This is a genomic window from Planosporangium mesophilum, from assembly GCF_016863255.1.
In the GTDB taxonomy this organism is placed as follows: domain Bacteria; phylum Actinomycetota; class Actinomycetes; order Mycobacteriales; family Micromonosporaceae; genus Planosporangium; species Planosporangium mesophilum.
Window position 1 is genome coordinate 25428 of record NZ_BOON01000055.1, and the last position, 21576, is coordinate 47003.

Here is a 21576-nt window from a genome sequence, read left to right on the forward strand (position 1 = left end):
GTGTGACTACCGGCCTGGTAGGAGAAACCAGCTCAGTACCGGAACCGGCCGACCAGGTGCTCCAGCTCGGAGCTGAGCTCGGCCAGCTGGCCGGCCGCCCGCTCGGTCTCGGTCACGCCGGCGTTGGTCGACCGGGCCGCCTCTGCCACCTCGGCGATCCCCTCGGTGATCCTTCCGCTGCCGTCCGCGGCGGAGGCGACGTTGCGGGTCATCTCCTGCGAGGTCACCGACTGCTCCTCCACCGCCGAGGCGATGGTCGTCTGGAACGCGTTGATCCGGCTGATCACCTGGCTGATCGAGGCGATGGCCTCGACCGCGCCCTCGCTGTCGAGCTGGATCTTCTCCACCCGCCGGGAGATGTCCTCGGTGGCCTTCGCGGTCTCCTGGGCCAGGTCCTTGACCTCGCTGGCGACCACGGCGAAGCCCTTGCCCGCGTCACCTGCCCGGGCCGCCTCGATCGTCGCGTTGAGCGCCAGCAGGTTGGTCTGCTCCGCGATCGAGGTGATCACCTTGACGACGTTGCCGATCTCGGCCGACGACTCGCCGAGCCGGGCGATGGTCTCGTTGGTGGAGTCGGCCACCGTCGCCGCCTCGGTGCCCACCCGGGCCGCCTCACCGGCGTTCTGCGCGATCTCGCGGATGGAGGCCGCCATCTCCTCGGTGCTACCCGCCACCGTCTGTACGTTGTCGAGTACCTCGTCCGCGGCCGACGACACCTGGCCGGCACGGTTGGAGGTCTCCTGCGCCGCCGCGCTGATCTGGCGGCTGGTCGCCGAGAGCGTGCCGGCGGAGGACGACAGCATGGAAGCCGAGCGGGCCACCGCCGAGACCGTCTCCCGCAGGTTGCCCAGCGCCTGGCGCAGGGCGTGACCCATCCGGCCGATCTCGTCGTCGGAACGGACGTCGACGTCCTGGTTGAGGTCGCCGTCGGCGAGCCGCTCGAGCGCGGTCACCATGGTGGCGACCGGGCGGCGGATGCTGCGGGCGACCGCGACGCCGAGCACGAGGGCCAGCAGCACGCCGACCACGACGAGGCCGATCGTACGGTTACGGGCGGTGGTGTACAGGCCCTCGACGGCCTGGCGCTGCTTCGTCCCGTCCTCGGTCAGGGTCTTGCTGAGCGCGGCGAACTCCTCGTTCACCTTGTTGTACAGCCCCGTCGTGGCCTCGTTGAGCTGCTGGGCCTTGGCCGGGTCGGTGTTGGCCTGGCGCTGCCGGTGCGAGGCGATGAAGGTCTTCCACGTCTCGATCAACTTGTCGACCTGCGGCTTCAGTTCCGCCGGGGCGTCGGCGCGCAGTTTGGCCAGCGCCGGGTCAACGGAGGCAAGGGTCTTCTGCGACATGTCCGCGTAGGACTGCTTGGCCTGCGGGTCCGGCAGCACCTCGCGTACCAGGTCGAGCACGGAGAAGTCGTACGCCAGCGCCTGCGCGGCGCGCAGGTCGGCCAGCGGCGTCAGGTCCCGCTGCGCCACCATCGTCGCGCGGTCGGTGAGGTCACGCTGCTGCAGGGTATTGAGCAGGCCGACGCCGGCCAGCAGCGCGGCGACCACCATGAAAGCGGTGATCAACCGGGCCTGGATGCTCCGCCGAAGCGGGTTCTTGTTCATCTCGCCATCCCTCGTCCGTCGACCGATTCGACAGACTTCCCATCGACGGGCGAAACGGCGGGATGAGAACAAATGCCAGATTCGGATTCCGCCCGCCCGGGCCAGGGCGGCAGGCCTGCGCGGGCTGGTGGCTCGACTCTTCCGATCCGGGAGAATTCGGCACCACCATCGGTGCGCGACTCTCCCATGGCCGCGACTCTCCAATGGCTGCGACTCTCCAATGTCACCGGAGGGCACCGGGTACGCCCTGCACCCGTTCTACCACCGGATCGCTGCCCACCCGCCACCACTGGTCCGTACAACTGGATCATGGTCATGAGCGGGTCGGACGCCCCGGAGTCGTACAACGCCGCGTGGCGTCCCCTCATGAGCTGGTACCTGCTGGCCGTGGCCGTCCTCGGCGCCGGCGTCACGGTATCCCCGGCCCGGTACACCGGCGCCCTGTACACCGTGGTCGAGTTCGTCGGCCTGGCCGCCGTCCTGGTCGGACTGCGCCGCTACCGGCCCGAGCCGTCGCTGGCCTGGCGGCTGCTGGCCGTGGCCCTGGTCGTATCCGGCGTCACGCACGTCATCTGGTGGCAGCTCAAGGTGCACGGCGTCACCGACAAGCTCGTCGGCGACGCGCTGGCCCTGCTGTCGAACCCGCTGATGGCCCTGGGACTCGCCGCCCTGGTACGGCAGCGGCAGGGGCGCTCGCGCTGGGAAGGCCTGCTCGACGCCGGCGTGGTGAGCGCCGGCCTCGCCGCGGTGGCGTGGGTGCTGTTCGTCCAGCGCGGCCTGCACCACCAGATGCAGGGCGCGCAACTCGGGGTCACCGTCACCCGACTCCTGCTCGACCTGGTCGTCCTGGTCATGGCGGTACGCCTGCTGCTGACGGCACGGGTACGCACCGCCGCCTTCGCTCTCCTGCTGGCCGCGTTCGGCGCGCTGCTCGCCGCCGACGGCGCCACCCTGCTGCACGTACAGGACATCTACGGCCACCCGGCCGCGCACACCGGCTGGCACCTGTGGGGCCTGCTGCTGGGTGCCGCCGCGCTGCACCCGTCGATGGCGCGCACCACCGGGTTGTCGGAGCACAACGAGGCGGTGCCGACCCGGGGACGACTGGCGATGTTCACCGTCAGCGCGTTCGTCGGCTCGGTGCTCACCGTGTACGCGGCCGCCAACACCGACGACGGCCACTGGATCGAACTGCTCATCGTCGCGGCGATCGCGGCGAGCCTGTCGGTACTGGCGATCGTGCGGCTGAGCATGGTCGCCGCGGTGGCGCACCGGCGCGCGACCGACCTCGACGGCCACGCGGTACGGCTGGGTCAGGCCCTGGAGGAGCAGGCCGCGCTGCAACGGCAGCTCAGCCACCGGGCGCTGCACGACCCGCTGACCGGGCTGGCCAACCGCATGCTGCTGCAGGAGCGGCTGGACCGCGCACTGGCGGGGCGGGGTGCCGGGAACGCACCGGGGCTGCTGCTGCTCGACCTGGACCGCTTCAAGGACGTCAACGACACGTACGGCCACCCGGTCGGCGACGAGCTGCTGATCCACGTCGCCCAACGGCTGCACCACCACGTCGCGGCGTCGGACACGGTTGCCCGCCTCGGCGGTGACGAGTTCGCGGTCCTGCTCGCGGACACCACGGCCGTCGGGCTCGCGAGTACCGGTGGGCGCATCGTCGAAGCGCTACAGGCGCCGTTCGTCGTCTCCGGGCGTGAGCTGTACGTGACCACCAGCGTGGGCGTACTGCCGTTGGACGGTACGACCGGCGCGGCGGAAGCGCTGCGCGACGCCGACCTGGCGCTCTACGCCGCCAAGGGCGCCGGCAAGAACTGTGTGGTCGCGTACGAACCCCGGATGCGCGCCGACCGGCTCAACCTGACCCGCCTGGCCGCCGGCCTGCGCCACGCCATCGGGCGCCGGGAGCTGGCGCTGCACTACCAACCGGTGGTGGAGCTCGCGAGCGGCGCGGTGATCGGCGTCGAGGCGCTGCTGCGCTGGACACCGGAGACGGGGGCCGTGCCGCCGACGACGTTCATCCCGATCGCGGAGGAGACCGGCCTGATCGTGCCGATCGGGACCTGGGTACTCCAGCAGGCCTGCCGGGACGCGGTGTCCTGGCACCGGTACCACGACACCGTCCTGACCGTCAACGTGTCGGCCCGCCAGCTCCGCGAGCCGGACTTCCCGCAGACCGTACTCGACACCCTGCGTGACAGCGGGCTGCCGCCCTCGGCGCTGATCCTGGAGATCACCGAGACCGCGCTGCTCGCGGTCGGCGCGGTCGAGACGCGGCGGGTCATCGCCCGGCTGGAGGAGCTGCGCCGCCACGGTATCCGGATCGCCGTCGACGACTTCGGCACCGGGTACTCCTCCCTGTCGTACCTGCGCCACCTGCCGGTCGACATCCTGAAAATCGATCGGGCGTTCACCCCGGACAGCGACGGGGACTCGGCGGAGAACGCGGCGTTCACCCGCGCCATCCTGCAGCTGGGCCGCACGCTGGACCTGAACACCATCGCGGAGGGCGTCGAGACCGCCGGCCAGGCGCGACTGCTCCAGGAGATGGAGTGCCAGCTCGCACAGGGCTACCACTTCGCCCGGCCGATGCCGGCCACCGCGTTGGCGCAACTGCTCGCCGGTTCGCCCGCCGGCACCAGCCCCGGGTCGGCGCACCCGCCCACCGTCGGCGCCGGGACGCTGTAACCGGATCTTGCACACTGGTGCGACCTGGAGGCGTGGCACGAGTGTCGGGATCGGCCAGGAAGTGTCACTCGCCCCGGAGCTCGTCCACGCGGGCCAGCAGGTCCGCGAGCACGTCGACCGCGTACCGGACCAGCGCCTCCGACGTGGTCGCGTGGTGTGTGGCCTGGTCGACCGCGAGGCTCTCCACCAGCGCCCACCACGCGCGTACGGTCATCCGACTCGCGGGGTTCGCCTCGAGCTTCGAAGCGGCGAGCACCCGGTCGGTCAGGGTGTCGCGCACGTTGTCGAAGATCTCCTGCAGGTCGGCGTCGGCGCCCGCGCCGCGGTGGAAGAACGCGACGTACGGCTCGAGGTGGCGGTCGATGAACCCCACGTACGCCGCGACGATGGAGCGGACCTGCTCCGCCGGGGCGACGTGCGGATGGGCCTGCGCGGCGTTGAGCAGCCGACGGGCGGCGGCCCGCACCACGGCCGCGTAGTAGTGCTGCTTGGTCGGGAAGTAATGGAACAGCAGCCCGCGTGAGATGCCCGCCTCGGCCGCGACCGCATCGATGGAGAGCGCGTGGATCGGCCGGCTCGCGAGCATCTGCAGCCCGATACCGATCAGCTGCCGGCGCCGGTCGTCCTGGCTCAGCCGCCGGCCGCGCGGCTCGGCCGGCGGAGCCGACAAAGCGGACTCGGCCGGCGGAGCCGACACGGCTAGTGGAGCCGACGGAGCCGTCGGGGCCGGGTGGGCGGCGGGCTCTTCGGACATGTCCTCATCCTCGTCGACGGCATCTCTTGAGCAATGCTCAACATACCGCTAGGTTGGCGCTGAGCAACGCTCAAGAAGGTTCCGATCGTTCGGGAGGCGTCCGGTGGACTTCACGCCGTCCAGCCGCTCCAGGGAGTACCTGGAGCGGCTGCAGGAGTTCATGCGCGCGGAGGTCGAGCCGGTCGAAGCCGCCTACCTCGCCGCACTGCGCGAGGGGGCTGACGACAACAGGGCCGACCGCTGGACGGTCTCCCCCGAGATCCGCCGCCTCCAGGAGAAGGCGCGCGACGCCGGCCTGTGGAACCTGTTCATGCCCGACGAGACGTACGGCGTAGGCCTGTCCAACGTGGAGTACGCGCCGCTGGCGGAGGCGATGGGACGGTCGGCGATCGCGCCGGTTGTTTTCAACTGCGCCGCGCCGGACACCGGCAACATGGAGGTGTTGTACCACTACGGCAGCGAGGAGCAGCGGCAGCGCTGGATGGTCCCGCTGCTGGAGGGGCGCATCCGCTCGGCGTTCTGCATGACCGAGCCGGACGTCGCGTCCTCCGACGCCACCAACATGGCCGCCACCGCCGTGCTCGACGGCGACGAGGTGGTGCTCAACGGCCGCAAGTGGTGGAGCACCGGCATCGCCCACCCCGACTGCGAGGTGCTCATCTTCATGGGCGTCACCGACCCGGGCGCCCACCGGTACCTGCGCCACTCGATGGTGCTGGTCCCTCGGGACACCCCGGGCGTACGGGTCGAGCGGATGCTGCCCACGATGGGCTTCTACGACGAGCCCGGCGGGCACGGCGAGGTCTCCTTCACCGACGTCCGACTGCCGGCCAGCGCCATCATCGCCGGTCCCGGCCGGGGCTTCGAGATCGCGCAGGGCCGGCTGGGCCCGGGCCGGGTACACCACTGCATGCGCCTGATCGGCCTGGCCGAGCGCGCCCTCGAACTCGCGTGCCGGCGCGGCGTCGGCCGCACCGCGTTCGGCAAGCCGCTGGTCAACCTCGGCGGCAACCGTGAACGCATCGCCGACGCGCGGATCGCCATCCAGCAGGCCCGCCTGCTGGTGCTGCACACCGCCTGGCTGCTCGACACCGAGGGAATCGGGGCGGCGCTGTCGGCGGTCTCCCAGATCAAGGTGGCCGTACCCACCATGGCCCAGCAGGTCGTCGACATGGCGATTCAGCTGCACGGCGGCGCCGGCCTGTCCAACGACTTCCCGCTCGCCGGTGCGTGGACGACAGCGCGGGCCATCCGGCTGGCCGACGGGCCGGACGAGGTGCACCGCGGCGTCGTCGCCCGGCTGGAGCTGGCGCCCTACCTGGAGGAGGCGCGGTGAGCGGGCAGCGGATCAGGGGCCGACGGGTACTGGTCACGGGCGCCGGATCCGGCCTCGGCCGGGCGATCGCGGCCCGGTTCGCCGCCGACGGGTGCCGGGTGCTGCTGACCGACGTGAACGCCGCCGCCGTCACCGAGGCGGCCGCCGCGCTCGGTGGGACTCCGGACGTCGCCGCCCTCCCCCTGGACGTCACTGACGACGACGCGTGGGCGCGAGCCCGGGCGTGGTGCGAGGAGAACTGGGGTGGGCTCGACATCCTGGTCAACAACGCCGGTGTCGCTGCGGCCGGGCGCATCGACGCGATCCCGGTCGAGGACTGGCGCTGGATCCTCGAGACCAACCTGATGAGCGCCGTCCGCGGCTGCCGCACCTTCGTACCGCTGCTCAAGGCCCAGGGCCACGGCCACGTGGTCAACGTGGCGTCGCTGGCCGGGCTGCTGACCCCGCCCGCGATGGGCTCCTACAACGTCACCAAGGCGGCCGTGGTCGCGCTGTCGGACACCCTACGCTCCGAGCTGACCCCCTACGGCATCCGTACCACGCTGGTCTGCCCCGGCTTCGTGCGTACCAACCTGGCCGCGTCCGTACGCAGCCCCGACCCGGCCATGGTGGACCTGACCAACAAGCTGGTCAACGGCTCCAAGTTGTCCGCCGAGGAGGTCGCCGCCCAGGTCGTGTCCGCCGTCAACCGTGGCCGCTACCTCGTGCTGACCGAGCGGGTCGGGCGGGTGGCGTGGCTGGCCAAGCGGTACGTCCCGGGACTGGTGCACCGCCAGACGGTGGCCGCGGCGCGGCGGCTGCGCGACCGCATCGAACGCGGCGCGCGGTCCGGGGCCGCGCAGTGACGGCCGACGGCGCCCGTCCGGTCCGCGACGAGGACGCGTTCGACGTCGAGGCGGTCGCCGTCTGGCTGCGCGAACAGGTCCCCGATCTCACCGGTACGCCCGAGGTACGGCAGTTCGCCGGCGGCGCGTCCAACCTGACCTACCTGCTGCGCTACCCGGACCGCGACCTGGTGCTGCGCCGGCCCCCGGCCGGCGCGAAGCCCACCTCCGGACACGACATGGCCCGCGAGTACCGGGTGCAGCGGCTGCTCGCGCCGGTCTACCCGTACGTGCCGGCGATGGTGGCGCTGTGCACCGACCACGCCGTGCTCGGCAGCGACTTCTACGTGATGGAGCGGGTGCCGGGCACCGTGCTGCGGTCCCGGCCCCCGGCGGACCTGGCGCTGGACGCCGGACGTACCCGTACCCTCTGCACCGACGTGGTCGACCTGCTGGTCGAACTGCACCGGGTGGACCCGGAAGCGGCGGGACTTCAAGAGCTGAGCCGGGGTCCGGGTTACGTCCAGCGGCAGGTCGCCGGCTGGTCCAAGCGCTACCGCGCCGCGCGTACCCGTAACGTGCCCAGCTTCGAGCGTGTCATGGCCTGGCTGGCCGCCAACCAGCCCGACGACGTCGCCAGCCGCGTCATCCACGGCGACTTCCGGCTCGACAACGTGGTGCTCGGCGACGACCTAGCGCCGCGGGCGGTGCTCGACTGGGAGCTCGCCACGATCGGCGACCCGCTGATGGACCTTGGCAGCTCGCTCGCCTACTGGGTACAGGCCGACGACGACCGGGTCTTCAAGCTCACCGGCCGCCAGCCCACGTACCTGCCCGGAATGCTGCGCCGGGAAGAGGTCGTCGCGCACTACGCCGAGCGCACCGGCACGCCCGTCGACAACTGGACCTTCTACGAGGTCTTCGGGCTGTTCCGGCTCGCGGTCATCGCCCAGCAGATCTACTACCGCTACCACCACAAGCAGACCCGCAACCCCGCCTTCCGGCACTACTGGATCATGGTGGGCTATCTCGACTACCGCTGCCGGCGGCTGCTCCGCGCGGCCGCGCGGAAGGGCGACTGATGGGCGTGCTCTACCTGGTCCGCCACGGGCAGGCCAGCGGTAACGACGGAAGCTACGACGGGCTGACCGACCTGGGCCGCGAGCAGGCCCGAGCGGTCGGCGCCGAGCTGGCCCGCCGCGGGGTGGAGCCGGACCTGGTCGTGACCGGAGAACTGCGCCGTCAGCGCGAGACCGCCGATGAGTTACTCACGATGCTCGGCGAGCCAGCGGCCGGCTGGTCGGTACCGGTACGCAAGACCGACAGCCGCTGGGACGAGTACGACCACCTCGCTCTCCTGGCCGCGCACGAGCCCCGCCACCGGGACCCGATCGCCCTGGCCACGGACATCAGCACCGCTCCCCGACCGGGGCGCGCCCTGCAGGACCTGCTCGACACCGCGCTGCGCGCCTGGATGACGGCGGAGGACCACGCGGGGTACGCCGAGACTTTTCCGGCGTTCCGCGCCCGGGTGCGGGCGGCTCTCGACGAGGTCACCGCCGCCGGCCGGGCCACCGCCGTGGTGGTCAGCTCGGGCGGCCCGATCAGCGCGATCTGCGCCGGACTGCTGGGCGTACCGGCGGACGGCTGGCTCGCGCTCAACCGGGTCATCGTCAACACGAGCATCACCGCCGTCCTGATGGGCGGTCGCGGTGCCTCGCTGCTGACGTACAACGACCACGCCCACGTGGCCGGCGACGGACGCCGGCTGCTCACCTACCGCTGAGAGGTCGACAAGTGCGCCGCAACATCCTCATCACCGGAGCCAGCTCCGGGCTGGGTCGCGGGATGGCCCGCGAGTTCGCCGCCCGCGGTCGCAACCTGGCCCTCTGCGCCCGGCGGACCGACCGCCTGGAGGAGCTGCGCGAGGAGCTGCTCGCCGCCCACCCCGGCCTCACGGTGAGCGTCCGCAGCCTCGACGTCGACGACCACGACCAGGTCTTCGAGGTGTTCCGCGCGTTCCGCGCCGATCTCGGCTCGCTCGACCGGGTCATCGTCAACGCCGGAATCGGCAAGGGCCAGCCCATCGGCACCGGTTACTTCTACGCCAACGTCCAGACCGCCCGTACCAACGTGCTCGGCGCACTGGCGCAGTGCGAGGCCGCGATGGAGACGTTCCGTGAGCAGAAGGCCGGGCACCTGGTCGTCATCTCGTCGATGAGCGCGCTGCGCGGGATGCCGCGCAACATGACCGCGTACGCGGCCTCCAAGGCGGCCGTCGCGACGCTGGCCGAGGGCATCCGCGCCGACGTCCTCGGCACCCGGATCAAGATCAGCACGATCTACCCCGGGTACATCCGCTCGGAGATGAACGAGAAGGTGAAGAAGGCCCCGTTCATGATCGACACCGAGACCGGCTGCCGACTGCTCGCCGCGGCCATCGAGCGGGAGCCGGCCAAGGCGTACGTGCCGCGCTGGCCCTGGGCGCCGTTGTCGGTCGCCATGCGGGCGCTGCCGCTGTCGGCCGTGTCTCGGATGGCGTGACGATGACCCCCCGAAGCGGGGCTCACCGCCCCCACGTCCGGCCCGTCGTCTGGCACCCGCCGGCCTTCCCGGCCCGGGCGCGCCGCGCCGCCGGCGACACCCCGCTGCCGCCGGTCCGGCTGTTCCCGATCGTCGGCGCCGGCCCGGAGGATGTCGCCCTCGACGCCGAGGGTCGCATCGTCACCTGTGTCGAGGACGGCCGGGTGCTGCGGCTGTCCCCCCGTGGCACCGGCATGGACGGCGGCGGCATCGACGGCGGCGGCATGGACCGCGGCGGCATGGACGGCCGCGACGTCGAGGTGGTCGCCACCACCGGCGGCCGCCCGCTGGGCGTCGAGGTCGACCGCGACGGCACGTACGTCGTCTGCGACGCGTACCGCGGGCTGCTGCGCGTCGACCCGGACCGCGGCGCGGTGACCGAACTGGTCGCCGCCGCCGAGGGGGTGGCCGGGAAACCGCTGGGCATCTGCGACAACGCGTCGATCGCCGCCGACGGCACGATCTGGTTCAGCGACTCCTCCAGCCGGTTCACGCTGGAGCACTGGAAGGCCGATCTGCTCGAGCACTCGGGCACCGGGCGGCTGATCCGCCGCGACCCTGACGGGCACACCGAGGTGGCCGTGGACGGCCTGCACTTCGCCAACGGCGTGGCGCTCGCCGCCGACGAGTCCTTCGTCGTGGTCATCGAGACCGGCGCGTACCGGCTGACCCGGCTGTGGTTGACCGGGCCGCGGGCCGGCACGGTCGACCGGCTGGTCGACAACCTGCCGGCGTTCGCCGACAACGTCTCGCTGGGAAGCGACGGGCTGTTCTGGATCGCGATGGCCTCGCCACGCAAGGCGATCGTCGACTGGCTCGCGCCTAAGCACCCGGTACTACGGAAGGCCGTCTGGGCGCTACCGGAGGCGCTCCAGCCCGGGCCCGCCGACACCGCCTGGGTACAGGCCGTGACCGCGACCGGGGAGCTGGTCCACGACCTGCAGGCGAGGGTGGACGGCTTCTCGATGGTCACCGGCGTCCGCGAGCACCACGGCGTGGTCTGGCTCGGCAGCCTGCACGGTGAGGCCGTCGCGGCGTTCGACGTCCCGCCGGTCTGACCCGCCCCGGCCCCGACGCGGGTCTTGGACACGTGCGCCGTCTCCAGGTCGCCTGAGTGTCCAAGACCCGCAGGAGCGGCGGCGGGACGGCGGGCACCACACCGCCAAAAGCTTCCTAGGATCCTGGATGACCCGTTGGCGGGTGGCTTCGGTTTCAGGTGACGACGCACGGGTATCCGAACCGTCTTCGCTGAAACGGAAGGCCGGACATGGCGGAGCTGAGGTTCATCGAGACGGTCGCCGAGCGCGCCAGGGTCGCCGAGGACCAGGCCGCGTCCCTGACCGAGGCCACCCTGCGAACCCTGACGGAGCGGATCACCGCCGGCGAGGCCGACGACCTACCCGCCCGACTGCCCGACCAGTTCCGCCCTCTCCTGATCAAGTTCACGGAGCCGGCCCAGGGCTTCCCGTACGAAGAGTTCATCGCACGGGTCGCGCAGCGCGCCGGGGTGGAGCACGACATCGCGGAGCGCGGCGTACGGGCGGTCCTCCAGACGATGCACCCCCTGGTCGGGGACCGGGAGTTCGACGAGGTCATGGCGCAGCTGCCGCACCAGTTCCGGGAACTGGTGCAGACGGCGCCCCAACAGCCGGCGCCCCGACGGCGCTGAACCCGCGCTACCGCTGGACGGACCCGACCCCCAGCGCCTCGGCCACCCCGGCCGTGCGGAGCAGGTTCGCCACGAACGGGCTGGGGTTCGTGACCCTCATCGTGGCACCGACGCTGCGGGCGCTGCGCTGTACGTTGATCAGCGCGGTCAGGGCGGTGCTGTCCATAAACGTGACCAGTCCCAGGTCGATCACCACGGCCGGCGGCCGGAGGGCGACCACCCGGGACGCCAGGTCGTCGCGCAGCGTCGCGGTGGACGCGACGTCCAGCTCACCGCGTACGTCGACGACCATCGTGCCGTCCGCCAACCGGTGGGTGCTGATCTGTCCACCCACACCAGTGCTCAAAACCAACTCCCCGCGACGCTTCGCCTTCGGCAACCGTCGGCCATTACCCCGACCGTCGCTCCACCAAACACGGCGAAATGGTACGGCGATCTTCTCGGAGGCACGGGCCGGGCTGCGGGTGGCCGACGGCTAATCGACGCCGACCAGGTCGACCGTGTCAGGGTGGGCCGGCGGCAGCCCCAGCGAGTCGTCGACGCCGACCACGCCGAGGATACGCGCGGCGAAGGCGTTGACCGCGGTCAACCGCAGCTTCACCCCTACCTGCTGACAAATTCGCTGCGCGACGACGAGGGTACCGATGCCCGTCGAGTCGATGAAGTCCAAGCCACGGAGGTCGAGCCCGATGCAGGTGACCGCACCACGGTTGAGGAGCGCGGATATCGCGGAGCGCAGCTGGTCTGCGGTGGCGAGGTCGAGTTCGCCCCGGACCGAGACGGTGACCTCGTCGGGCCCGACCTTCTCGACTGCGATCCGAAGCCTCGGCCTGCCCTGGGCAGCGGGGGCGTTGTCCATAGTTCGGCCATCTTAGCCATACCGATCGGCCAGGGGCCCGGCAGCCGAACGGACGAGCCCGGAGGGGTGGGTCGTGGGTCCCCCGACGGACACCGTCGGACGGGCCGAGATGCGGCGGCCCGGTGCAATCAAGGTGGACGGTGGGTATGAGCGGAGGATGGAGTTGAGATGGTCGACGTACGAGGTGCGCGGCATCACCGTCCTCGCGCTGACCGGCAGGCTTTGCGCGTCCACGGTACTGCTGCTTGAACCCGAGGTGGCCTGGCTGCTCACCCGCGAGCGGAAGGCCCTCGTGATCGACGTTGCCGAGGTCGAGGCGTGCGACTCGGCCGGGCTGGCGATGCTCGACGCCTGCGACCGGGCGGCCACCCTCGCCGGTATCGACCTGCGCCTGGCCTCCCCCAGCCGGTCCGTGCGCGAGGCGCTCCGCGGCCGGGGCCTGCTCTCCCGGCTGCGGGTGTTCGGCACTGTGGAGGGCGCCACCCGGGCCGACGCGGTGGACCTGCTGCCCGCCATCTGACAGCCGAAGGTGTCAATTCATCACGCTGTCAACGATTGACCGAAGCCCATCCTGGGCATCCCATAAGGGTGAACAGAGCTACGGTCACCGACCGGACAGGCGAACCGGGCGGCAACCCGTCCACCGCCGAACTGGTCCAGCAGCTGTCCGAACAGGTCACCCGGCTGGTGCGCGACGAGTTGCACTCGGCACGGGACGAGTTGTCCGCCAAGGCCAAGCATGCCGGCATCGGCGCCGGCATGTTCGGTGGCGCCGGTGTCGTCGGCCTGTACGGCGTGGCGGCACTGCTGACCACTCTGATCCTGGTCTTGGCCCTGGTCATGCCCGCCTGGGTGGCGGCGCTCATCGTCTCCGTCGGACTGTTCGCCGCTGCCGGGGTAATGGCGTTGACCGGACGGAGCCGGGTCCGTCGGGTCGGCTCGATCATGCCGGAGCAGACGATCGAGAGCGTCAAGGCCGATGTACGGACTGTGAGCCACGCAGTTCATGAAGGGAGACACCAATGAGTATGAAGAATGGCACCAAGGTCGGTACCGACAACCTGGTTGGCGACCTGAGCGAGGATGTCGCCGAAACGCGCGAGGCTCTTGCCGAGACCACCGCTGAGCTGGCGAAGAAGGCCGACGTCAAGGCCCGTACCCGGGAGACGGTGCAGCACGCCGCCGAGCGTGCCCGCGAGAGCGGCCAGCAGGCCGCCGACGAGGTCGGTGAGTCGGTACGCCGGCACCCGACCCGGTGGGCGTCCATCGGCGCCGGCGTGGTCGCCGCCACCGTGGCGACGATCGGCGCCCTGAAGTGGCGGCAGGCCCGTCGTACGCCCAAGGGGCGGGCCGAGCGGGCGTGGCGCACCACGACCAGGCGCTTCGACAAGTCGATCAAGAAGGCGACCAAGCGCTTCGGCCACTGAGAATTGACAGATGTCGGGGGCGGGCCCAGCCCGCCCCCGACGCATGTCCGGATACGGCGACCGTCAGACGATCGCGTTGACGATCTGCTCCGCCTTCCGCTGGTGCTTGGCGTACTCGTCCGGGAACGCGGAACGCTGCACCGCCTGGGCGGCGGCGCCGGGACTCATCGACTGCCAACCGTCGACCTTGACCAGTCGGTTGTAGAACAGCCGTGAGGCGGTGGCCGGGTCCATGAGCTGGGCGACCGTACCCCAGCCCTGGCTCGGGCGCTGCTGGAACAGGCCGACCGAGTCGTAGTTGCGCTCCACTCCCTGGTGGCGGTGGTTGAGGGACGCGGGCACCGTGGCGTTGGCGAGGTTGCGCAGCATGGTCTCCTGCAACGCGGTCATGATCGCGATGACGTACGCACGCCTGGGCAGGTTCATCCGCTTGCCGGTCTCCACGATGGCGACCGCGTTGTCCATCGCCGCCTGCGACAGGCCGGCCACTGGCCGTCGCCTGGTCGGCGACGGGGAAGGACTGGCAACGCCGGGGTCACCGGCGAGCCCCGGCTGGGCGACGATGAGCAGTTCGCGTACGGCCGCGCGGGCGACCGCCTGGTCGACGGGGCGACCGAAGGTGAGCGCGGCGCCGCCGAGCGTCGCCAGAACCGTGGCCGCCAGCGGCACCGCGAAGAGCGGCCGGAGCCGGAACCCGCTCGCACGGTCGGCACTCCGGGCTCTCTCGCGGGGCTGCGGTGACGGAAAAACGATGGGACAGGGGAATTGATCGGCGTCGGCGACACGGCGCATCGGCACAGCTTAGGCAGTGATCGCCGCTAACCCAAGAGCGGATTTTTCGTACGCCGCAAGTCCTCTTCCGAGTGAAGATACTTTGATCGTGGAATGCCCGGAATAGCGGCTTGTTGACCGTCCTCAGTAGACGTAACAGCCCGTCGAGGAAACGATTACCGGTCGGCTGGGCTACCGGCACGACCGTTACCGGTCGGCGGCACCGACCCTCTTGACCACCATCGCGGTCGGGGTTCGCCTCGGCCGCCGTCGCCACCACAGGCGCTGGATGAGCAGCGTCGCGACCCCGGCCACGACGATGGCGGCCACGTTGACGAGAAACTGGACGGCCGAACCGACAGCCTCGTGCCGTACGCCGTAGGCGAGGGCCACGGCGGCGTTGGCGGCGGCGGGGACCGTCGTCACGGAGATGACCACGCCGATGAGGGCGCCCGACTTCGCCGAGGTGAGCGAGAGCATCCCCGCGACCCCGGCGAGGAACGCGACGATCCACGACAGCGCGTCCGGCCGCCAGATGAACCCGCTGATGGGGCGGGGGCCGAGCAGCATCTCCCTGCTGACCAGGCCAGTGGCGGTCATCGCCCAGGTGGTGATGATGGTGACCAGCATGGCGATCGGGAACCCAACGGCGAGCGCGAGCACCGAGCGCCGGACCATGGAGGCACGGCGGCGCACGATCCCGACGCACAGCGCCGCCAGGGGCCCGAACTCCGGCCCCACCACCATCGCCCCGACGATCAGGATCGGCTGGTCGAGCAGCACCCCGATGCCCGCGAGCACCGTGGCCACGGTCAGGAAGACCAGGTACGCGACGGAGAGCCTGGTCTCCTCGCCGGTCCGCTGCTCGATCTCGTCCCACACCACCGCGTCCACGCCCAGCCCCGGTACGGCGTGGGCCGCCTTGTGCGCCGCCTCGGACAGTGCCACCTCGACGGTCTCCATCGCGATCGCGCCGGTCCGGTCGACGCCCAGGGCGCGCAGCCGGTCGAGCACCTCGCTGGCGCCCTCGCGTACGACGTCGCAGAGCACCACGTCGCCCTCGGGTCGCCTGCCCGCACCGGGCACCACGATGAGATGCGCGACCGCGGGCTCGTTGGAGAGCAGGTCAATCACCTCCTGGCTACGCTCCGTGGGCGTGATGACCCGCAGGTGAAGCACGGTCCGACCTCCTCGGCAAGCGGCGCAACGTCGCCGCAGACTAACCGCCGCCGGACGACATATCGGGTACCCACGCGGGCAGCTACCTCCCAGACCCGGTACGGACGGGAGGATCGGCATGAACTACGACTACTTCATCGCGAGCGTCGCCGAACGGGCCCGCATCCCGCGCGACCAGGCCGAGCCCATCGCCTGCTTCACCCTGAACACCCTGGCGCAGCGCATCTCGTCCGGGCAGGCGGCGGACCTGGCCGGACGACTGCCCCAGGAGTTGCGGCCGTGCGTGGCCCACGAGGGCCCGATCGCGACCTTCCACCTCGAGGAGTTCATGCGGCGCATCGAGAAGCAGATGGGCGCCGACCGGCCGACCGCCGAACGGGTGGCGCGGGCGGTCCTCGCCACGCTGTGGACCGCGGTCGGCCCCAAGGAGTTCGCCGACATGGCCTCGCAACTGCCCGGAGACTTCGTACCGCTCCTGGAGTCGGCCATCCTCGAAGCGCCGCCCCGGCCTCGGGACGAGGAGCCCCCGTTCCATGGGAGCCTGTCGTACGACGACTTCATCGCCCGGGTGGCCGAGCGCGCCGGGCTCGACCGGGAGGGCGCACGGAAGGCGACCGAGGCCGTCCTGGAGGTGCTCGCGATGCGGGTCAGCGCGGGCCAGGTCGAGGACCTCCGGCCGTTCCTCCCGTACGAGCTGCGCCCGGCCCTGGACCGGGGCCTGACCCGCAGCCGCGGCGAGGCGATGCCGATGTCGCTGGACGAGTTCGTCAACAAGATCACGCAGCGGGAGGGCGTCTCCGGCCAGGAGGCCCCCGCGCACGCCCGGGCGGTCCTGTCCGTACTGCGTGAGGCGGTCGGCGACAAGGAGTTCCAGGACACCACCGCGCAGCTGCCCCGCGAGTACCAGCGACTGCTGGTACCGGGGTGAGCGTCAGGCTGGCTGCGGCAGCAGCGGGATCACGAGGTCCTCGAGCTGGCTGAGTGCGCCTTCGAGGTCCGGGGCCAGGGTCTGGATGAGTACGTGGTCGGCGCCGGCGTCGAGGTGCTCGCGGACCCGGCCCGCGATGGCGTCCCCGTCGCCCCACGCGACGATGGCGTCCACCAGGCGGTCGCTTCCCCCGTCCTGGAGGTCCTCGTCGCCGAAGCCCAGCTCCTTGAGGTTGTTCACGTAGTTGGGCAGGCCCAGGTAGAACCCGGTGTGCCGGCGGGCCACCATCCTGGCCGCGACCGGGTTGGCGTCGGCGACGACGGCCTGCTCGGGGATGAGCAGGCGGTCCGGTCCGAGGATCTCGCGGGCCCGCCGGGTGTGCTCGGGCGTCACGAAGTAGGTGTGCGCGCCGTCCGTACGGTCCCTGGCCAGCTCCAGCATGCGACGGCGCAGCGCCGCCAGCACGCGGGGTACGGGGATCGCGGGCGCCGGAGCGCTCGCCTGCTCCATGCCGTCGAGGTACTGGCGCATGTGGTCGAGCGGCCGCTCGTACTTCTGGCCGGTACGGTCCACGATGGCGGCGTGGCTGATGCCGAGGCCCATGATGAACCGGCCGGGCCAGGCGTCGCCGAGCGCGGACGCCGCCGCCCGCGCCGTGGCCGGGTGGCGCGCCCAGACGTTGGCGATGCCGGTACCGACCGTGATGGTCGAGGACTCGCACAACCAGGCGGCCTCCTGCGCGAAGATGTCGTTCCCGCCCACGACCTCGCCGGCCCAGACCGATCCGTAGCCCAGGACCTCGACGCTCCGTACGAAGGAGCGCTGCTGCTGGGCGTTCGCCCGGGTCAGCAGCGCCTGCCAGACGCCGACCGGCCCGAGATCGTGCCGGACCCTGGCAACGGTCTCCAGTACGCCCATCGCCCACCTCCGGGGTGTCCATGCCCGGGCGGGGAGCCGATATGCAGGGCGGGCTGACGTTCTTGCGGCGGTTGACCGCACGACGGACAGATCACGACGTCGTGCACCGGGTCGTGACCGTGCGGCTCAGAAGCTTGACTTCGGGGCGCCCCGGCCGGCGTCGACCCTGGTCGTACCGCCGGCGGTCGGCCGTACGTCGAAGTCGAAGATCTCGGTGGGGATGTAGATGGTGGCGCAGGAGTTGGGGATGTCCACGACCCCGGAGAACCGCCCCTCGATCGGCGCGGCCCCGAGCAGCAGGTAGATCTGCTCGCCGGTGTACCCGAACTTGGTCAGGTACTCGATGGCGTGCAGGCAGGCGCGCTTGTACGCCAGCTGCGAGTCCAGGTAGCGCTGCTCGCCCTCCTCTGTGACGGAGATGCCGGAGAAGGCCAGCCACTGGCAGTACTGCGGGTCGGTGTTTCCCGGCAGGAAGATCGTGTTCTCCGATACGCCGTACTTCCGCATCCCGTCCTTGATCAGGTCCATGTGGAAGTCGATGTAGCCGCCCATCTCGATCGCGCCGCAGAAGGTGATCTCGCCGTCGCCCTGCGAGAAGTGGAGGTCCCCGACCGAGAACTTCGCGCCGGGAACGTAGACCGGGTAGAAGGCGCGGGTCCCCTTCGTCAGGTTCTTGATGTCCTGGTTGCCGCCGTTCTCGCGCGGCGGCGCGGTGCGCGCCGCCTCGTTGGCGACCCGCTCGAAGTCCTCCCCGGACAGCGTGCCGAGGATCGCGTCCCGGGGCTCGGGCGGGAGCGCCAGCGGCGGTACCCGGTGCGGGTCCCGCGCGATCAGCGCCGCCTCCCGCTCGTTCCACTTCGCCAGCAGGTCCGCCGACGGCGCGGTACCCATCAGCCCGGAGTGGATCATTCCGGTGAAGGTGACCCCCGGGATGTGCCGCGACGTCGCCTTCTGCCCCCTGAAGTCCCAGATCGCCTTGTACGCGTCAGGGAACTCGTCGGTCAGGAAGCCGCCGCCGTTGCGCTTGTGGAAGATCCCGGTGTACCCCCAGCCCATACCGGCCAGCGGACCGGAATCCTCCTCCATCGGGCCGACGTCGAGGATGTCGACCACGAGCAGGTCGCCGGGGTCCGCGCCCTCGACTGCGAACGGGCCGCTGAGGCAGTGCACCCGGCTCAGCGGCGCATCCCGGATGTCGTCGGCCGAGTCGTCGTTGCGCATCCAGCCGTCGAACCATTCGCGGCAGTGCACGCGGAACGACTGGCCCGGTCGGACGGTGGCCACCGGTGGGATGTCCGGATGCCACCTGTTGTGGCCGATCTTCTCCTGCTCGGTGAACTTCCTCGTCGGATCCAGTCGGAACAGGACCTCGGGCATCGCCGCTCCCCTTCACCTTCGGTCGCGCGGATGGCTGCCTGCGGTACGGGTGGCTGTGCGGTTCTCGGGCACTGAGCGATCCTCAGGTGCTGAGCGATCCTCAGGTGCGACCCGGTTCTCGGGACCTCGCCGGCACGCTCGACACCACCTCGGGCGTCTCCGCGCTTCGCCACGACGCGTCGATGGCGGCCGCCAGGGCAGGTGGCGTCCGCGCGAGCGATGGCGGGGAGAAGACCCGGCGGGCGTCGCAGCCGCAGGTGGGACAGGGCGAACTGGCGGTCGCCGTACCGATCGCGAACCTCAGCTCGAAGTCGCCGTCCCACGGGCACCGGTATCCGTACGTCGCCACGTCGACCTCCTCACGACAGGTCAGCTCCGCACATCGCCGGTGTCACCACGCAGCCGGGCGGTCACCGCCCCGCGTCACCGCACGTCACATTCCGCATGCCGAACCGCTCGTCACACGCGCGGGATGATTTCCCGGAGCGGTACGGGTAAACCCGGCCGGCCCGGCGTTCGTCGCTACCCGGCGACGGCCTCACCGTTTCCGGGGCGTACCGGCCTCGCGGGCGCTCAGCCACTCGGTGAAATCCCGGGCCACGACGCGTTCGTCGGTGACGCCGTCCGCGGCCGGCGAGCACAGCCAGCGGATCGGCGCCGCCATGACCGAGGCGTCGAGCATCTGCTCGCGCAACTCCTCCGGTACGTCGTCGGGGATCATTCCGGTGCGGGTGGCCCCGCCGGGCAGGAGCACGTTCACCCATACCGAGTGCTCACGCAGATCGGCCGCCATGACCCGGGACAGGGCCTCCGATCCGGCCCGGGACGGGCCGTACGGCGCGAAACCCTTGCGGACCATGGTCTCCTGATTGAGCGAGACGTTGACGATCCGGCCGCCCCCGGCGGCGAAGAACGCCGGTACGACCTCCCGGGCGACCAGGAAGTACCCGGTGAGGTTGGTGTCGATCACGTCCCGGAAGCCGGCGGGCGTAACCTCCCAGAATCCACGCGGTTCGGTGAAGAACCCCGGGTTGACCGTCCGCATGCCGATCCCGGCGTTGTTGACGAGTACGTCCAGACCGCCCAGATCGTCGAGGACCTGACGGACACCGTCGGCCACCGAGCGCTCGTCGCGGACATCCATCGCGATGCCCCTGACCCGCCCACGACCGGCGTCGATCGACTCGGCGGCCTCGGCCGTCCGGTCCGCGTCCCGGCCGGTGATGACCACCCTCGCCCCGCCGTCGGCCAGGGCCTGCGCCATTGATCGCCCGAGTCCGCTGGTCGCTCCCGTCACCAGAACCCGTACGCCGGCGACGGATGCGTCCGCATCGCTGTCAGGGTTGGTCGCTGAATTATGCGCGGTCGCTGAGTTATGCGTGGTCGCTGAGTTGTGCGTGGTCGCTGAGTTATGCGTGGTCACTGGTCAACCCCGGTTCTCGTCCACGGATACGGGCGGGTTCGGCTCCTGACGTTACGCCGGCACGCTCCGCCGGCAGCTTGCGACGGCTATGGCAGGACCAGCCAGCCCAGCGCGACGACGAGCGCCGTGAGCGCGGAGGCGAGGGAGGACACTGCGACGACGGTCGTGCCGAAGGCGGTGTCGTACCCGTACAGCCGGCCCAGCACCACCGTGTTGAACGGGGCCAGACCGGTCACCACCCACCCACGCCACCGCCGGGACGTAGAGCCCCATCAGGGCGAGCACCACCAGCGGTGCCGGCAGTAGGACGGCGCGGAGGGCGACCACGGCCGACGCCGGGGTCAGGTACCGCGCGACCGGTCGACGGGCGGGGATCGACAGGCCGAAGGAGACCGCGCCGATCGCGCCGCCCACGACGGCGAGCGGCAGCAGTACGCGGGCGGCCCCCGGCGACGGTGGGACGACCGTCCGGGCCCCGAGCCCGAGCAGGCCGGCGGCTACCGGGCTCAGGTCGGTTGTACGCTCGGCCGCGCTGGTACGCGTGGGGGCCTGGCGCTGCAACCGGCGGATCGACGGGGCCACCCGGGGAGCGGCGAGCATCTCGTACACCGAGACGAACGTGACGCCGGCCGGTCCGAACAGGACGACGGCGAGCGGCAGCGACCAGTACCCGGTGTTGCTGTGGGCGGCGAACCCGGCCACCGGACGGTGACCGCACGGGCCGGCGCGCGCCAGCACGTACGCGCAGAGCACCTCGGAGCCGGCCACGACGGCGATGACGCCGATCGTGGAGAGCACCCCCGGGAAGACCCAGCCCGCGAGGCAGCCGCGTACCACGGTCAAGGTCACGAGTGCCCGCCGGAAGAGCAGCCGGAAGGCCTGATCGCTGACGCGCCGGCGAATCGCGAGACCGACGATTACCCCGAGCGGTAGGAAAAGGAGAATAACCGGCACTTGACTCGACTACCCCGGTCGGCCGCGATGACCCGTATCCCGCTCGATCTGCCGGCCGCCCCGTCGTCGTGAACGAAGAACATCCACCCGCACCGGTCTGCCGCTGACCCGTCGGCTCGGGGCCCTCGGCCGCGGTCCACGATGGACGGCCGGCCGGTACGGGCGGGGCCCTCTCCATTAAATCGGCGCCCCGGCGGATAGGCCGCCGCTATCCGGGTAGCGCGCCTACTGCCGGCCTAGTACAGATGGCCTAGCCCGCCTACCCGGGTA

23 protein-coding genes are annotated in these 21576 nt (G+C 71.1%); 12 read left to right on the forward strand and 11 right to left on the reverse strand.

Features of this window, described 5'->3' with window-relative positions:
- Positions 1-32: 32 nt before the first annotated feature.
- A complete protein-coding gene (locus Pme01_RS26095) occupies positions 33-1607 on the reverse strand; it encodes a methyl-accepting chemotaxis protein (RefSeq protein WP_168118181.1) in 1575 nt (524 codons plus the stop codon).
- Positions 1608-1922: 315 nt separating this feature from the next.
- On the opposite strand from Pme01_RS26095, the gene Pme01_RS26100 reads away from it, so the two are divergent.
- Positions 1923-4304, forward strand: coding sequence for a putative bifunctional diguanylate cyclase/phosphodiesterase (locus Pme01_RS26100; RefSeq protein ID WP_168118180.1), 2382 nt, complete (start codon positions 1923-1925; stop codon positions 4302-4304).
- A 64-nt stretch (positions 4305-4368) separates the two neighbouring features.
- On the opposite strand, the gene Pme01_RS26105 is transcribed toward Pme01_RS26100, so the two are convergent.
- On the reverse strand, positions 4369-5058 hold the full coding sequence (locus Pme01_RS26105; RefSeq protein WP_168118179.1) for a TetR/AcrR family transcriptional regulator: 690 nt from the start codon (positions 5056-5058) through the stop codon (positions 4369-4371).
- A 103-nt stretch (positions 5059-5161) separates the two neighbouring features.
- Here Pme01_RS26105 and Pme01_RS26110 point away from each other — a divergent pair, with 103 nt between their 5' ends.
- The 7 genes from Pme01_RS26110 to Pme01_RS26140 all read left to right on the forward strand — a co-directional run bounded on the left by Pme01_RS26110 (position 5162) and on the right by Pme01_RS26140 (position 11470).
- Positions 5162-6394 carry an acyl-CoA dehydrogenase family protein gene (locus Pme01_RS26110; protein ID WP_168118178.1) on the forward strand — a complete coding sequence of 411 codons (1233 nt, stop codon included), beginning with the start codon at positions 5162-5164 and terminating at the stop codon, positions 6392-6394.
- Complete coding sequence (locus Pme01_RS26115; RefSeq protein WP_203935871.1) at positions 6391-7239, forward strand: SDR family oxidoreductase; 849 nt, start codon at positions 6391-6393, stop codon at positions 7237-7239. The genes Pme01_RS26110 and Pme01_RS26115 overlap by 4 nt, the downstream gene beginning before the upstream one ends.
- Positions 7236-8300, forward strand: a complete 1065-nt coding sequence (locus Pme01_RS26120) for a phosphotransferase family protein (RefSeq protein WP_168118177.1) — start codon at positions 7236-7238, stop codon at positions 8298-8300. Before Pme01_RS26115 ends, Pme01_RS26120 begins: the two co-directional genes overlap by 4 nt.
- Positions 8300-9004 (forward strand): histidine phosphatase family protein, encoded by a 705-nt coding sequence (locus Pme01_RS26125; protein WP_168118176.1) that lies wholly within the window; start codon positions 8300-8302, stop codon positions 9002-9004. Before Pme01_RS26120 ends, Pme01_RS26125 begins: the two co-directional genes overlap by 1 nt.
- 11 nt (positions 9005-9015) lie before the next feature.
- A complete protein-coding gene (locus Pme01_RS26130; protein WP_168118175.1) occupies positions 9016-9762 on the forward strand; it encodes an SDR family oxidoreductase in 747 nt (248 codons plus the stop codon).
- A gap of 2 nt (positions 9763-9764) precedes the next feature.
- Positions 9765-10859, forward strand: coding sequence for an SMP-30/gluconolactonase/LRE family protein (locus Pme01_RS26135; protein WP_168118174.1), 1095 nt, complete (start codon positions 9765-9767; stop codon positions 10857-10859).
- Between the two features lie 209 nt (positions 10860-11068).
- Positions 11069-11470, forward strand: a complete 402-nt coding sequence (locus tag Pme01_RS26140) for a DUF2267 domain-containing protein (RefSeq protein WP_168118173.1) — start codon at positions 11069-11071, stop codon at positions 11468-11470.
- 7 nt (positions 11471-11477) lie between these two features.
- Here the strand turns inward: Pme01_RS26140 and Pme01_RS26145 are convergent, their stop codons facing one another.
- Together Pme01_RS26145 and Pme01_RS26150 are read right to left on the reverse strand one after the other, a co-directional pair.
- Complete coding sequence (locus tag Pme01_RS26145) at positions 11478-11816, reverse strand: STAS domain-containing protein (RefSeq protein WP_239088472.1); 339 nt, start codon at positions 11814-11816, stop codon at positions 11478-11480.
- Between the two features lie 129 nt (positions 11817-11945).
- Positions 11946-12329: an STAS domain-containing protein gene (locus Pme01_RS26150; RefSeq protein ID WP_168118172.1), complete on the reverse strand. Its 384-nt coding sequence runs from the start codon at positions 12327-12329 to the stop codon at positions 11946-11948.
- A gap of 157 nt (positions 12330-12486) precedes the next feature.
- Between Pme01_RS26150 and Pme01_RS26155 the strand changes: the two genes are divergently transcribed.
- The 3 genes from Pme01_RS26155 to Pme01_RS26165 all read left to right on the forward strand — a co-directional run bounded on the left by Pme01_RS26155 (position 12487) and on the right by Pme01_RS26165 (position 13756).
- Entirely contained in the window at positions 12487-12849 is a 363-nt protein-coding gene (locus Pme01_RS26155) for an STAS domain-containing protein (protein WP_168118171.1), read from the forward strand.
- Between the two features lie 68 nt (positions 12850-12917).
- Entirely contained in the window at positions 12918-13355 is a 438-nt protein-coding gene (locus tag Pme01_RS26160; RefSeq protein WP_168118170.1) for a phage holin family protein, read from the forward strand.
- Positions 13352-13756, forward strand: a complete 405-nt coding sequence (locus Pme01_RS26165) for a DUF3618 domain-containing protein (RefSeq protein WP_239088473.1) — start codon at positions 13352-13354, stop codon at positions 13754-13756. The genes Pme01_RS26160 and Pme01_RS26165 overlap by 4 nt, the downstream gene beginning before the upstream one ends.
- Positions 13757-13819: 63 nt before the next feature.
- Here Pme01_RS26165 and Pme01_RS26170 read toward each other — a convergent pair whose 3' ends face one another.
- Entirely contained in the window at positions 13820-14425 is a 606-nt protein-coding gene (locus Pme01_RS26170) for a hypothetical protein (RefSeq protein WP_168118169.1), read from the reverse strand.
- A 309-nt stretch (positions 14426-14734) separates the two neighbouring features.
- Positions 14735-15706 (reverse strand): DUF389 domain-containing protein, encoded by a 972-nt coding sequence (locus tag Pme01_RS26175; protein ID WP_168118168.1) that lies wholly within the window; start codon positions 15704-15706, stop codon positions 14735-14737.
- A 118-nt stretch (positions 15707-15824) separates the two neighbouring features.
- On the opposite strand from Pme01_RS26175, the gene Pme01_RS26180 reads away from it, so the two are divergent.
- Positions 15825-16634, forward strand: coding sequence for a DUF2267 domain-containing protein (locus Pme01_RS26180; RefSeq protein WP_168118167.1), 810 nt, complete (start codon positions 15825-15827; stop codon positions 16632-16634).
- Between the two features lie 3 nt (positions 16635-16637).
- On the opposite strand, the gene Pme01_RS26185 is transcribed toward Pme01_RS26180, so the two are convergent.
- The 5 genes from Pme01_RS26185 to Pme01_RS26205 form a co-directional block, all read right to left on the reverse strand.
- Positions 16638-17552 (reverse strand): TIGR03620 family F420-dependent LLM class oxidoreductase, encoded by a 915-nt coding sequence (locus tag Pme01_RS26185; protein ID WP_168118166.1) that lies wholly within the window; start codon positions 17550-17552, stop codon positions 16638-16640.
- 126 nt (positions 17553-17678) lie between these two features.
- Positions 17679-18929 carry a formamidase gene (gene fmdA / locus Pme01_RS26190; RefSeq protein WP_168118165.1) on the reverse strand — a complete coding sequence of 417 codons (1251 nt, stop codon included), beginning with the start codon at positions 18927-18929 and terminating at the stop codon, positions 17679-17681.
- A 100-nt stretch (positions 18930-19029) separates the two neighbouring features.
- Positions 19030-19278, reverse strand: a complete 249-nt coding sequence (locus tag Pme01_RS26195) for an FmdB family zinc ribbon protein (protein ID WP_168118164.1) — start codon at positions 19276-19278, stop codon at positions 19030-19032.
- Between the two features lie 189 nt (positions 19279-19467).
- Positions 19468-20226, reverse strand: coding sequence for an SDR family NAD(P)-dependent oxidoreductase (locus Pme01_RS26200; RefSeq protein ID WP_275408568.1), 759 nt, complete (start codon positions 20224-20226; stop codon positions 19468-19470).
- Between the two features lie 177 nt (positions 20227-20403).
- Complete coding sequence (locus Pme01_RS26205) at positions 20404-21201, reverse strand: hypothetical protein (protein WP_168118162.1); 798 nt, start codon at positions 21199-21201, stop codon at positions 20404-20406.
- Positions 21202-21576 lie beyond the last annotated feature (375 nt).